This is a genomic window from Limnohabitans sp. TEGF005 (genome assembly GCF_055394835.1).
Map to the genome: position 1 here is coordinate 2189053 of NZ_AP029226.1, position 12944 is coordinate 2201996.

The 12944-nt window shown below is 58.2% G+C and carries 14 protein-coding genes; 6 read left to right on the plus strand and 8 right to left on the minus strand.

From position 1 onward, the window contains the following. The first annotated feature begins 30 nt into the window (after positions 1–30). Positions 31–366, plus strand: coding sequence for a DUF6172 family protein (locus ACZ5RG_RS10590; RefSeq protein ID WP_298596606.1), 336 nt, complete (start codon positions 31–33; stop codon positions 364–366). Between the two features lie 320 nt (positions 367–686). Here ACZ5RG_RS10590 and ACZ5RG_RS10595 read toward each other — a convergent pair whose 3' ends face one another. From ACZ5RG_RS10595 to dusB, 4 genes are all read right to left on the minus strand, one after another. After that, positions 687–1931: a DEAD/DEAH box helicase gene (locus ACZ5RG_RS10595; protein ID WP_464447006.1), complete on the minus strand. Its 1245-nt coding sequence runs from the start codon at positions 1929–1931 to the stop codon at positions 687–689. A 41-nt stretch (positions 1932–1972) separates the two neighbouring features. Next, positions 1973–3559: a bifunctional phosphoribosylaminoimidazolecarboxamide formyltransferase/IMP cyclohydrolase gene (gene purH / locus ACZ5RG_RS10600; protein WP_298596612.1), complete on the minus strand. Its 1587-nt coding sequence runs from the start codon at positions 3557–3559 to the stop codon at positions 1973–1975. A 134-nt stretch (positions 3560–3693) separates the two neighbouring features. Further along, complete coding sequence (locus tag ACZ5RG_RS10605) at positions 3694–3933, minus strand: Fis family transcriptional regulator (protein WP_019430618.1); 240 nt, start codon at positions 3931–3933, stop codon at positions 3694–3696. Further along, positions 3930–4961, minus strand: coding sequence for a tRNA dihydrouridine synthase DusB (gene dusB / locus ACZ5RG_RS10610; RefSeq protein ID WP_298596616.1), 1032 nt, complete (start codon positions 4959–4961; stop codon positions 3930–3932). The genes ACZ5RG_RS10605 and dusB overlap by 4 nt, the downstream gene beginning before the upstream one ends. Positions 4962–5116: 155 nt before the next feature. Here dusB and ACZ5RG_RS10615 point away from each other — a divergent pair, with 155 nt between their 5' ends. Beyond that, the gene (locus ACZ5RG_RS10615) at positions 5117–5587 is read left to right on the plus strand and encodes a YqaA family protein (RefSeq protein WP_298596619.1); all 471 of its coding nucleotides are present in this window, start codon (positions 5117–5119) and stop codon (positions 5585–5587) included. A 12-nt stretch (positions 5588–5599) separates the two neighbouring features. Here the strand turns inward: ACZ5RG_RS10615 and ACZ5RG_RS10620 are convergent, their stop codons facing one another. The 3 genes from ACZ5RG_RS10620 to ychF all read right to left on the minus strand — a co-directional run bounded on the left by ACZ5RG_RS10620 (position 5600) and on the right by ychF (position 8826). Continuing rightward, the gene (locus ACZ5RG_RS10620) at positions 5600–6619 is read right to left on the minus strand and encodes a D-2-hydroxyacid dehydrogenase (RefSeq protein ID WP_312260235.1); all 1020 of its coding nucleotides are present in this window, start codon (positions 6617–6619) and stop codon (positions 5600–5602) included. A gap of 8 nt (positions 6620–6627) precedes the next feature. Further along, the gene (locus ACZ5RG_RS10625) at positions 6628–7416 is read right to left on the minus strand and encodes a class II aldolase/adducin family protein (protein ID WP_298596625.1); all 789 of its coding nucleotides are present in this window, start codon (positions 7414–7416) and stop codon (positions 6628–6630) included. A 318-nt stretch (positions 7417–7734) separates the two neighbouring features. Beyond that, positions 7735–8826 carry a redox-regulated ATPase YchF gene (gene ychF, locus ACZ5RG_RS10630; RefSeq protein WP_298596628.1) on the minus strand — a complete coding sequence of 364 codons (1092 nt, stop codon included), beginning with the start codon at positions 8824–8826 and terminating at the stop codon, positions 7735–7737. 170 nt (positions 8827–8996) lie between these two features. On the opposite strand from ychF, the gene ACZ5RG_RS10635 reads away from it, so the two are divergent. Then, on the plus strand, positions 8997–10124 hold the full coding sequence (locus ACZ5RG_RS10635; protein WP_464447007.1) for a tyrosine-type recombinase/integrase: 1128 nt from the start codon (positions 8997–8999) through the stop codon (positions 10122–10124). 18 nt (positions 10125–10142) lie between these two features. Here the strand turns inward: ACZ5RG_RS10635 and ACZ5RG_RS10640 are convergent, their stop codons facing one another. After that, the gene (locus ACZ5RG_RS10640) at positions 10143–10526 is read right to left on the minus strand and encodes a hypothetical protein (RefSeq protein WP_464447008.1); all 384 of its coding nucleotides are present in this window, start codon (positions 10524–10526) and stop codon (positions 10143–10145) included. Between the two features lie 101 nt (positions 10527–10627). On the opposite strand from ACZ5RG_RS10640, the gene ACZ5RG_RS10645 reads away from it, so the two are divergent. The 3 genes from ACZ5RG_RS10645 (at position 10628) to ACZ5RG_RS10655 (ending at position 12650) form a co-directional block, all read left to right on the plus strand. Next, on the plus strand, positions 10628–11092 hold the full coding sequence (locus ACZ5RG_RS10645; RefSeq protein ID WP_464447009.1) for a helix-turn-helix domain-containing protein: 465 nt from the start codon (positions 10628–10630) through the stop codon (positions 11090–11092). A gap of 132 nt (positions 11093–11224) precedes the next feature. Then, a complete protein-coding gene (locus tag ACZ5RG_RS10650) occupies positions 11225–11578 on the plus strand; it encodes a hypothetical protein (protein WP_464447010.1) in 354 nt (117 codons plus the stop codon). Between the two features lie 31 nt (positions 11579–11609). After that, positions 11610–12650 (plus strand): hypothetical protein, encoded by a 1041-nt coding sequence (locus ACZ5RG_RS10655; RefSeq protein WP_464447011.1) that lies wholly within the window; start codon positions 11610–11612, stop codon positions 12648–12650. Positions 12651–12944 lie beyond the last annotated feature (294 nt).

The following is a 12944-nucleotide window of genomic DNA, read 5'->3' on the forward strand; positions in this document are numbered from 1 at the left end:
CGGGCGCTTGCCCACCCCAAGGACTTCCCCATGAAAAAGAACTTTCCCCTGCAAGCTGAAGGCAAGCACCCCGACCGCGTGCTCGAAGCCGTCAAGCACGAGATTCGCAAATACTTCAAGCGCGAGCGCAACCGCGCCGTGCCCAAAGGCGTGGACTTTTGGGACTTTGACTGCAAAGTAGGTTTATCCGCCGACACCGCCGAAGTGGTGCGCGTGAGTGCCGTGATCGAAGCGGTGGACGCTGCGGCCAAGACAGGTGCGACCTCGGTGTATGTCGAGATTTTGAGCAAGCACGGCGTGCGCGTGCTCAAGGCGCAGGATCAAGGTGATGCTGATGCGCATTTCGACGATCTGAACAACGCCTGATTTTCCGGGCTCAGGCCCCCACAAAGCCCCAAGAAATGGATGCCCGATCAAGTCGGGCATGACAAAAAATGTCATACCTGCGCACGCGGGTATCAATGACCCCATCACCCTGGATGCCGGATCAAATCGGGCGTGGCAAGAAACTGTCATACCCGCGCACGCGGGTATCCATGACCCCATCACCCTGGATACCGTATCAAATCGGGCGTGGCAAGAAACTGTCATACCCGCGCACGCGGGTATCCATGACCCATCACCCTGGATACCGTATCAAATCGGGTGTGACAAAACCCAGGGGGCGATTTCTCGCTCTGATCGGGTTAGTTCGAACCCGCAGCAGCAGCAGCCCGCAGTTTGTCTTTCTTGCTCAAACGTGAACCCTTGATACCACCGTTGCCTGGAGAAGGCGGAGGCGGGGTTTCGGTTTGCTCAAAGCCGGGCAATTGCTCCAGCGGCAGTTCCAGGCTTTCGCGTTTCTGGATCAGCTGCCAGTGCGCCAGCGCAGCGGCAGTGACAAAGCTCACTGCATCACCGTGCGCCCCGGCCCGGCCCGTGCGGCCAATGCGGTGGGTGTAATCGGTGGCCGAGCGCGGCAGGTCGTAGTTGACGACCACGGGCAGCATGGCGATGTCGATGCCGCGTGAGGCCAGGTCGGTGGTGACCACCACGTCCCAGCGGCCGGCTTTGAATTCGCTCAAAACCTCCTGGCGTGCGCCTTGGCTCATCTCGCCATGGAAAGGCGTGGCGAACACGCCCGCTTTGTAGAGTTTGTTGGCCACATGCTCGCAGGCGTAGCGCGTGGCGACAAACACCAGCACCTGCTTCCAGCCGTTTTCGCTGATCAGGTGGCGTAGCAAGGCGGTGCGGCTTTTCTCGTCCACGGCGATGGCACGTTGGCTGATGTCGGGCTTGTGACCCTCAAAGGCCTCCACCGTGATGCGCAGCGGATCGCGCAGCAACTTGGCCGCCAAAGCTTCCACTTCGGGCGCAAAGGTGGCCGAAAACAGCAAGGTCTGGCGCTGGGCGGGCAGCAGCGCCAGCACACGCTGCAACTCGTCGGCAAAACCCAGATCCAGCAAGCGATCGGCTTCGTCCAGCACCAAGTGCTGCACGTCGGCCAAGCGCACGGCGTTTTGCTCGATCAGGTCGAGCAAACGGCCGGGCGTGGCCACCACGATGTCGGCACCGCCGCGCAGCGCCATCATTTGCGGGTTGACCGAGACGCCACCAAACACGGTGTTCACCTTGAGCGACTGCGGCAGCTTGTAAGCCAGATTGGCCAGCACATCGCCCACCTGCACCGCCAATTCGCGCGTCGGCACCAGCACCAGCGTACGCACGGGACGGCGAAAGTTGGTCTGGCGCGGTGCGGCCAGCAAGTGCTGCAACAGCGGCAGCGCAAAAGCCAGCGTCTTGCCCGAACCGGTAGGCGCGGTGGCCCACACGTCGGCAGACTTCAGGACAGCGGGAATCGCCTCGGCCTGAATGGGGGTGGGGGCGTACAAGCCCATGTCGCCCACGGCACGCAAGAGCGCGGGGGTCAGGCCGAGTGATTCAAATGTCAATGCAATCTTTCTGTCAGTGGGAATAGAAGCGATTTTTCGCTTCAATGCCGGAAATGGCGCACGCCGGTGAACACCATCGCCACGCCACGCTCATTCGCCGCGTCGATCACTTCCTGGTCACGCATCGAGCCACCGGGCTGTGCCACGCAAGTCGCGCCTGCGTCCACCACCACATCCAAGCCGTCGCGGAAGGGGAAGAAAGCGTCGCTGGCCACCACCGTGTTTTGCAGGCTCAGCTTGGCCGCTTCGGCCTTGATGCTGGCGATGCGGGCGGAGTCCAAGCGGCTCATCTGGCCTGCGCCCACGCCCATGGTCATGCCGTTTTTGCAGAACACGATGGCGTTGGATTTGACAAACTTGGCCACTTTCCAGGCGAACAACAGGTCGTGCAGTTCTTCGGGGGTGGGTTGCTTGACCGTGACGATCTTGAGATCAGCCAATGCCAACTCGTGGTTGTCAGCGCTTTGCAGCAACAGGCCTGAGCCCACGCGCTTGGTTTCGAGCGCGTTGCGCACGTCACCATAGTTGGCAGGCAGCGCAATTTTCATCAGGCGCACATTGACTTTGCTCTTGAACACGTCGAGTGCTTCAGCGCTGAAATCGGGGGCCATCAGCACTTCGACGAACTGCTTGCTCACGGCCTCGGCCGCGGCTTTGTCGACTGGGCGATTGAAGGCGATGATGCCGCCAAAGGCGCTGGTGGGGTCGGTTTGGAAGGCCTTGCTGTAGGCCTCCAAGGCGGTCGCGCCCACGGCCACGCCACAGGGGTTGGCGTGTTTGACGATCACACACGCAGAGGTGTCAAAACTCTTCACACATTCCCATGCCGCATCGGCATCGGCGATGTTGTTGTAGCTCAGCTCTTTGCCCTGCAGTTGCACGCCTGTGGCCAGCGAACCGGCTGCGGGCGACAGGTCGCGGTACCACGCCGCTTGCTGGTGGCTGTTTTCGCCATAGCGCAGGTCTTGCACTTTGACGTATTGCTCGTTGAATTGGCCGCTGAATTGGGCACGCTCGGGCACGTATTCTTCACTCAGTTTTTCAGCTTCAAAGTTCACGCTGGACAAGTAGTTGCTGATCGCGCCGTCGTATTGGCTGATGCGGTTGAACGCGGCCACAGACAGGGCAAAGCGCAACTTGTCACTGAGTTTGCCGCTGGCTTTGAGCTCGGCCATCACCGCCGGGTATTGGCTGGCGTCGGTCACGATGCCCACGTCTTTCCAGTTCTTGGCGGCAGAGCGCACCATGGCGGGGCCGCCGATGTCGATGTTTTCAATCGCGTCGGCCAGCGTGCAACCGGGTTTGGCCACGGTGGCTTCAAACGGGTACAAATTCACAATCAGCAAATCAATCGTATCGATGCCATGCGCCTGCAAAGCGGCCATGTGCTCGGGCGTGTCGCGGCGCGCCAGCAGGCCGCCGTGCACTTTGGGATGCAGGGTTTTGACACGGCCGTCCAGCATTTCAGGGAACTGGGTGACTTCGGCCACCTCGGTCACGGGCAGGCCTTGCTCGGCCAACAGTTTGGCGGTGCCGCCAGTAGAAATCAGGCTCACGCCCAAGGCATGCAGTTCTTTCGCCAGGTCGACGATGCCGGTTTTGTCAGAGACGGAAATCAGGGCGCGCATAAATAGCTTTCTCAATCAGGAATCAGGGCAGGAAATAGGCCGAGGTAAACGGTTTCGGCGAGGAGGGTGCGTATTTTTAAAAATCAGCGGATCGCGCAAGTCACAGGTTTTTGAACCGTGTTTTGCGCCGTTGTTTATTTCAGGAGATCGTGCTCCAGCAATTTTTTGCGCAAGGTATTGCGGTTAAGGCCCAGCCATTCGGCGGCGCGGGACTGGTTTTGGCCAGACTGGCTCATCACCACATCAAGCAGGGGTTTTTCCACCAGCTTGACCAGCATGTCGTACAGGCCGGTCGGGTCGGTGCCATCCAAGTCGCGGAAGTAGTTGTCCAGATTGTCCCGGATGCAGGTTTCAATCGATTGGGGTTCGCTCATTGCAATGTCTCCAAAACCGGTTGTGCACGCTGTGCGGGCAAGCGGTCCATCTGGTTGGCCAAGCCGTCCAGGTAATGGGCCACCGCAGCCAACTGCTGCGGGGCGGTGTTCAGGGTGTTCATGTGGTCTCGAAATGCGTCGCCACCGGGCAAGTGACGCACGTACCAACCGATGTGTTTGCGGGCCGAACGCACTCCGGTGTATTCGCCATACAGGCTGTAATGGTCTTGCAAGTGCTCAAGCAAAGCGCGGCGCACTTCGGCCACCAGCGGTGGGGCCAGGTGCTCGCCCGTGGCCAGAAAGTGCTCGATTTCGCGAAAAATCCAGGGGCTGCCTTGCGCGGCGCGACCCACCATCACGGCGTCGGCTCCGGTGAACTTCAGCACATCGCGGGCTTTTTCAGGTGAATCGATGTCGCCATTGGCAACGACCGGAATGCGCAAAGAGGCTTTCACGGCGGCCACGGTGTCGTATTCGGCCAAACCTTTGTAGCCCTGCTCACGGGTGCGGCCGTGCACGGTGACCATTTGAACGCCGGCACTTTCGGCGGCACGGGCCAAACTCAGGGCGTTCTTTTCGGCATCACACCAGCCCGTGCGCATCTTCAAGGTCACGGGCACGCCGTGCGGCTGTGCTGCCGCCACCACGGCAGAAATGATCTCCAGCGCCAGCGGCTCGTCTTGCATCAGGGCGGAACCCGCCCATTTGTTGCAGACCTTTTTGGCCGGACAGCCCATGTTGATGTCGATGATTTGCGCACCCCGGTCGATGTTGTAACGCGTGGCATCGGCCATCATTTGCGCTTCGGTGCCGGCAATCTGCACGGCAATCGGCCCCGGCTCGCCATCGTGGTTGGCGCGGCGCGATGTTTTGAGCGATGCCCACAGGTCGGGCCGGGATGTCACCATTTCGCTCACGGCATAGCCCGCCCCGAACTGTCTGCACAGCTGGCGAAAAGGCCGGTCCGTCACGCCCGCCATGGGGGCAACGAACAAGTTGTTCGGCAATGGGTAAGGGCCAATCTGCATGACTGGTAGGTGCTGGAATGTGGGGGGCGCCTGAATAGGAGGCACGATTGTAGTTGCTTAATATTTCAGCAGCTGACATGTGAATGTGCTAAGCGCTGATGCAACGCAAACGCCCCATCACTCAACGCCTTATGCACCCCGCTACACTGAGTCCGATGGAAATCTGGCTCAATCAATTGCTGCAATGGCTGGCTTTGCCACAGCACGGCCTCAGCACCGTGTTTGTGGTGTCTTTCATTTCGGCCACCCTGCTGCCCATGGGCTCTGAGCCCGCCGTATTTGGCTTGGTCAAACTCAACCCCGAACTGTTCTGGCCCGTCATTGGGGTGGCCACTGCGGGCAACACTCTGGGCGGCATGCTCAGCTGGTGGATGGGCTGGGGCACGCACCAAGCGGTGGACCGCTGGAAACAATCCAGCTCAGACCGGCAGGCCCTGAAATGGCTTGAAAAACTCGGCCCCAAAGCTTGCCTGCTGTCGTGGTTGCCGGTGGTGGGCGACCCGATTTGTGCCGTGGCGGGTTGGCTCAAGATGCCATTCTGGCCTTGCACCCTGTACATGGCCATTGGTAAATTCGTGCGCTATCTGGTCATGACGGCATTGCTGCTGTGGGTGTTCCCCGGATAGTTTCACGCGCTGTCAGCGCACCACTTGGTGCAGCGGTTGCCCCGATGCAAATCGGCGCAAGTTGTCCAAAAACATCTGACTGACCCGTTTTTCGTTGCCGTCCGAATGACCCGCGGCATGGGGCGTGACCATGACCTGCGGCATGGCCCACAGCGGTGAGTCGCGCTGCAAGGGTTCATGCTGAAACACGTCCAGAAACGCACCGCCCAGGTGCCCGCTTTGAAGCGCTGCAACCAAAGCAGACTGGTCAACCACCTCACCACGCGCCACATTGATCAAATGTGCCCCTTTGGGCAAGGCGGCCAGCGCATGCGCATTGACCAGCTGGCGTGTTTTGTCGGTCAAGGGGCACGCCAGAATCAACCAATCAGTGCGGGGCAACACCTGCTGCAGCTGCTCAAACGTGACCCTCTCCACGGCATCGGCCTGCAACGGGGTTTGCGGCCCTGCCTGCTGACGCACCGCCACCACGTTGAGCCCCAGCGCCTGCAACAAACTGCTGAGCTTTTGGCCAATTGGCCCCCAGCCCACGATGGTGGCCGTCTGACCCGGCAGGTCGCGTGGCATGCGCTCTCCGAGCATGGGTATCCATTGCTGCGCCTGTTGCTCGGCCCACAGCATCGGAAAACGCCGCGCCAGAGCCAGCAGCCCCGCCAAAGCCATGGTCGCCACGACTTGCGCGTTGGCCCCGGATGAAGTGGCGATTTGCACCCCCCTGGCGCGCAAGTCCAGGTAAATCTGACGATCGGCTCCAGCCGAGTGAATGTGCACCCACTGCAAGCCTGGCGATTGGCTCAACAAGTCATACACCTGCTGCAGAGCCGGGTGAATTTCGTGCTTGGTCGAGGCACCCGTGACCTCGCGCGAGATGAAGGCCACATCGGCGTCGGTGCGATTCGAAGCCACAGCGGCGTCAAGCGCCATCAACTCATAAGGCTGTGCGCCCATGACCTCAGCCACCGCTTCGCCCAGTTGCGCCATGCTGGGCTGCGACATCAGGATGCGCAGGGGTTGGGGGTGTTGTCGGTTCAACGGAGGCCTCAAGTCTTGTAGCTCGGGTCCATGCGGTCCAGCTTGCGCAGCAAGGCCGGCCACTCCATCAGGCCATAGGGCCTGCGGGTGCTGGGCTGGTAGTTGTTCCAGGTTTCTTCCAGCACATCCGGCGCCACTTTCACAAATGGGGTGTTGCAGCCCATGGCCGCCAACTGGGCGTGACACGACAACTCCAAACGGTGCATCCAATTGAAGGCCTCACCCACGCTGCGCCCCACGGTGAGTGCGCCGTGGTTGCGCAAAATCAGGGCTTCGCCCTGCCCCAGGTCTTGCACCAACGAGGCTTGTTCGTCCAGATTCAGCACCACGCCCTGGTAGTCGTGGTAGCCGATCTTGAGGAAGCGCATCGCGGTTTGTGTGATGGGCAACAAGCCGCATTCGAGCGAAGACACCGCCATCGAGGCCCAGCTGTGCGTGTGAATCACACAATCCACCTCGGGTCTGGCTGCATGCACCGCGCTGTGGATGACATAACCGGCCTTGTTGATGCCGTAGTTCAAAGCGCCGAAATCAGGCGTGGACAAGATGTTGCCATCGTGGTCGATCTTGATCAGGCTGGAGGCGGTGATTTCTTCGTACATCATGCCGTAGGCATTGATGAGAAAGGCACCGTCCTCTCCGGGCACCCGAGACGAAATGTGGTTGGCCATCATGTCGGACATGCCGTAAATGGCCACCAGCCGGTAACAAGCGGCCAAGTCCACACGGGCCTGCCACTCGGACGGTGAGCAACGCGGCTGCATCGATTCAATTTTCAGAAATCCGTTTTCGACCATGGCAACTCCTTCGGGTGTTTGTTTTGTGCGTCCGTCAACAGTGACAACGTTCAGCACGAGCACAAGCATGGGCAAACCTGTCTCGACTTGCCGCAGATTCCGGCACAAGTCGCCATGCTTTGCCACAAAGGGCGAAGTGTAATGTCCGCAAGACGGGCACATGCAGGTGATGCTGCTGCTTGCGGGACAGCGACAGAATCCTCATGGCATTCTGGGTTGGCTGAATACCAGCAGGCCCGTTCATCCACAAAAAAACCGCTCAGTTGGAGCGGTTTTTGGCTGAGCGGGGCTGAATCAAGAGCTGAATCAAGAGCTGAATCAAGAGCTGAACAAAAAGTTCATCACATCGCCATCTTTGACGACGTAGTCCTTGCCTTCGGCGCGCATCTTGCCCGCGTCTTTGGCGCCTTGCTCGCCCTTGAAGGCGATGAAGTCATCAAACGCGATGGTCTGGGCGCGGATGTAGCCCTTCTCAAAGTCGGTATGGATCACGCCAGCCGCTTGCGGGCCGGTGTCACCCACATGAATGGTCCAGGCACGGACTTCTTTGACGCCAGCAGTGAAGTAGGTTTGCAGGCCCAGCAGGGTGTAAGCCGAGCGGATCAGGCGGTTCAGGCCGGGCTCGTCCTGGCCAATTTCCTTCAAGAATTCCAGGCGGTCGGCGTCGTCCATCTCGGACAACTCGGCTTCGATCTTGGCGCAGATGGCCACCACGGGCGCGTTTTGCTTGGCGGCAAAGGCCTTGAGGCGGTCCAAGAAAGGGTTGTTCTCAAAGCCGTCTTCAGACACGTTGGCCACGAACATGGCGGGCTTGGCCGTGATCAGGAAAAACTGCTGCAACTGGGCGCGTTCTTCCTTGCTGAAGTCAATCGTGCGCACCGGCTGGGTGTCGTTCAGGGCCGTCTGGCATTTTTCCAGCACCGCCAACTGCTTGATGGACTCTTTGTCACCCGAGCGGGCGGTCTTGCTCACGCGGTGCAGTGCTTTTTCGACCGCAGCCAAATCGGCCAGGCACAACTCGGTCTGAATGACCTCGATATCGGCAATCGGGTCCACCTTGTTGGCGACGTGGATCACGTTGTCGTCTTCAAAGCAGCGCACCACGTTGACGATGGCATCGGTTTCGCGGATGTGGGCCAAAAACTTGTTGCCCAGACCTTCGCCCGTGCTGGCACCGGCCACCAAGCCCGCAATGTCCACAAACTCGACAATGGCAGGCACGATGCGCTCGGGCGTGATGATCTCGGCCAACTGCTGCAGACGCGGATCGGGCACCTCGACGACGCCGGTGTTGGGCTCGATGGTGCAAAAGGGGTAGTTTTCAGCCGCGATGCCGGCTTTGGTCAGGGCGTTAAAAAGGGTGGATTTGCCCACGTTGGGCAAACCCACGATGCCGCATTTGAGGCTCATGAATTTTTTCCTTGTAAATCAAGACCCCAGTTGCACCATCGAGCCCAACACCCGCGTGGTCGAAGTGCCCGATCCGCGCAGATACGTGATAGCCAAAGTGCAGGTCATACCTTCAAAAACCGCGCCGAACGCGCGTTTTTTGTCCTGGTTTTGCCCTGGGGTGTATGGTCATGATTGTACTTATCAGCGAATCCCTGCTGATGCGGTCCACCGCTACCGATGGGCGCATCCTTCGTGATCGGGTGCTTTCTGGCTTTGGCGTGCGTCTGAATGCCCGAAAACGCACCTTTCTGGTGGCAACCAGCGTCAGAGGCAAGCAGTTCCGCATGATGCTGGGCTACTGGCCCCTCATGAGCGTCGAGGAAGCCCGTAGCAAAGCGATGGACGTGCTCCGTCAATGTCGAAACGGTGAGCAACCTAGCCGGAAGGTGCCTCAAGACCTCCCAACGCTTCGGGAAGCCTATATCGCCTACTGCAAAGCCAAAGGGATCAAACCATCAAGCCAACGACGCTACGAGTCGTTTTATCGAACCCACTTCGGGCCTTGGCTGGATCGCCCCGTCGATCACATGGGTCATGGCGCATTTGCCGAGCACTGCCATGACTTTGCCCAAAATACCGGGAAGTCACTGGTGGAACTCGGTCGGGGTGTCATTGGCGCGGTCATCAAGTACGTGAACGCGGTCTATGGTCTCAACGTGGTGTCGCCGTTCGTGCGTTTGGCTGGTGCGGGGCTACTTCCAGAGCGCACACAGCCCCGAGCGCGGGTCTTGCAGGAGTCAGAGCTACCCCAGTGGCGTGAAGCCGTGGACAAGCTGGGCCAGCGCCAGCGTGACTACTTGTATCTTGTCCTGTACACCGGGCTTCGCAGAAACGAGGCCCGAGACCTTCGACACATGGACATTAACCTCACGGAAGGTGTTTTAAGCGTGCCAGAGACGAAAACTGGGCGTCCGCACACTCTACCCCTAACCCCACGCATGAAAGCGATCCTAGAGCGCCGTTGCGCGGACCTGGAGCCCGAGGACTTGTTGTTCAAGGGGGTCAGTGCTGACCATATGTGGGAGATGGCAATGCGTCATGGCGCGCCACGATTCATGCTGCATGATCTGCGCAAGATGGTGGCGACTGTCGGTCAGAAGTTAGGGCTTGGAGATGCCGTACTGAGGCGCATCCTCAACCACACGGCTCCCAAGACCGATGTGCTGAACCGGCACTATGTCGGGTTGACCGATCGGGATGTGCGGGAGGGGCTGCAACGTATTCAGGAGGAACTGGACTCGATGATGAAGCGTTGATATGACCTATGAGCTCGGTCAATGTCCACCGTCCAAGGCAGTTAATTGCAACTGCATTTTTGCAACCAAAAAACGCGCCTTCAGTTCTCTATCGAGATACGTCAAAGGTGATTCATTCTGCTTCGGCTTCATTTCATCGAAGGCAGCGTTGCCAAGCCTATGAAATGACGCTAGAACATCATCAATTCCATTAACGTTCGACCTGACCGTGAGCATGGTCGTATCAAAAAGACCTTTCATAGTGCCGCAAGTTCTTTGGGCATATGTCATGAGCTCTCTATCTTGTATGGCCTTCGCATATTCACGCGAGCAAATTTCCAAGCCTTTAGTAGCCTTGTTCACTTCGTTTGCCCAATCTCTGTACGGGTCAGATTTTGCATGCCAAGAAACAGAGGACAGCATGAGTATCAATAGTGCTGTTCGAATATTCATCAAATTGTTCCGAATAGTGCGTCTACTTTAGGTGCGTGGCCTTTTATATCACATGGCATGACAGTTGATTTGTGCAAAAAATCAACATTCGTCAGCAACTAGGTACCCGCATCAAAGAACTACGTGCTGCCACAGGTCTTTCCCAAGAAGCCTTCGCGGATAAGTGCGGCTTTGCTCGGTCATACATGAGCCGCGTCGAACGCGGGGGTGCTAACCCATCCATAGACGCGATTGAAGTGCTGGCAGTCGCGTTGGGTATACAGATCAAGGACTTGTTCACGGACGCGCCCGTAAAGCTCAAGAAACGCCCTCCAGAGATCACGTTAGTGCCCTATGCAGCTGATGGCAGTCACTTTGGACCTCACCTGAAGCGTGACGGCAAGTTCACAGTGGGGGAGAAGGACGACGAAGTTCAGTTCGAGGACTTCGACGAGGCGTTGGCACACCTGAGGCGCATGGGTGTTGCCAAGTGGCGACGGCCTAATGCATCCGGTAGCTGGGGCATTGTGAGTGCGGTGCGTTGGGCATCAGCTTGACGCCACCTGTAAGACTTGCGAAAGCGTGAATGGGAGGATTTGCATCGAAAGTGCATTCCTCCTACAAAACCCCTTGAACTGCCTAATATCGAATGCTCCACTGCAGTCCTCATCAACAACTGAGGAGCAGAAATGCCCAATTCAAGCGAGATTCTGGACACCCTTTTCGATCCTGAAGCCACGAGGCCAATGCTGCCCGACGGACAAAAGATCAGCGTCGCGTGGCTTCAGGAGTTCAGAGCTTGGCTGCGTACAGGTCCGCACCTGCTGTCCGAGACTTGCCCACGGCCTGGCTATATGTACTACCGGCTGACTTCGGCGCAACTGCAACTTTTTCTCTTGGGCGCGGAAATCGACCTTGAAGACGATCGTTGCGATGGCTTCACGATGCTGGTTGGAACCAATGGCAACGACGAAACACCGTTCATCTGCATCAAGAATCATAATTTGGATGGACTTCATCTGCTGATTGGGGCGGGCGCATGACTCATACCTTCAACAGTAGAGAGGTGCATCGATGATCTACCGTCCACCAGGAGTTGCGCCACATTTGACTCTCGAGGAGTGGGAGAAGACAAAAGAAGCCGAACGCATGCAGGAGCTCGATGATTTGCTGGGCGACCTTGTTGACAAAGTTCCGCCAGCAAGCTCAACTGCATCGGAACCTGCTTATTCGGCTGGTACAGAGACCGTCACAACGCCGAAAGCAGCGCGTCCCGCGTCCTTGTTCGCAACAGCGCCTTCAGCCACACGTTCTGGCTACAGTTTCCCAACGCCGGCAGATGTGCAGGTAACCACCAACCATTCGAAACTCGCACATAGGTTGCATGAATTGGCAGCGCGCATCACAAGCCACAGCGCCTTCGACAGCGTGAGGGAGGAATGGTGCACCCTACATATCCAGATCAACACGCTTGGTTTGTGGTCACCTTGCTTTCGCCCCTGGCCGAAGCTGTCGCAAAGACCAAGGGACAAGTGCGCCGATCATGAGCACGCAATTCAGCGGGACCGGCTCGTGATCGAGTCACACTGGCTTCATGCTCAGAAAGAGTTCGTCAACGTGGACCCAGAACGTGAACAATGGATTCCCCTGTTTGACCACGCCACGCCGTTTGATTTTGATCTGGCAGAACAATTCGCTCAGCAGGTATGGAGCAACAACTACCGAACCGGTGAGGTGCTTGGCCTGACGCCATATCAGCAATGCCAGATGTTCTCCTTGCGGACCGACAGCACGAAAAAACATATGGAGTCATTTTCAAAACCGACACGAGGACCAAACAATCGCAGCATTCAGTCACCTCAGGCCGTCATTCGAACTGCTCTGGCTCGCTGGCGAGAACGACAGCCTAACTTGGGCAACAGTGACCGACTGCTGGCCCGTGCACAAGCCAAGTATTACCTTGGCGAGACGGCATCGGGGGCGCAAGTTGCTCGCTTGGCTGGCTTCATCTCGGGCACCCCACCGCAAGACGCGAAGACGGTGTCGCAGAGTCTGAAAAGTCTGGAAAGCTGGCTTCCGACAGGCGGCATGGCAGCACTGGGAGGGAGTTTGTGACGATGTTGAGGGCACGGGTCGGGTACTTGCGGGGTATTTCTCGGGGACCTCTCGGGGTAGCTCCCGGGCACCTCTCGGGTAGATGATCCTCGCAAAGCCTTATTTGGAGCGGGTCCGATGAACTGGAAGGTCATTTCCGACGCTAAAGAATAGAAGTAATGAAATGTCGAAAAAGGAAAGATATGAACTAAAGCGGCGCTGACGCGCCACGAGGTTTTTATCTTCCTCCGAAAGGGCTACCACCTCGGAATGAAAGTCCTGACGTATGCAGCCGGAACGCGAGGGCGTACCGCC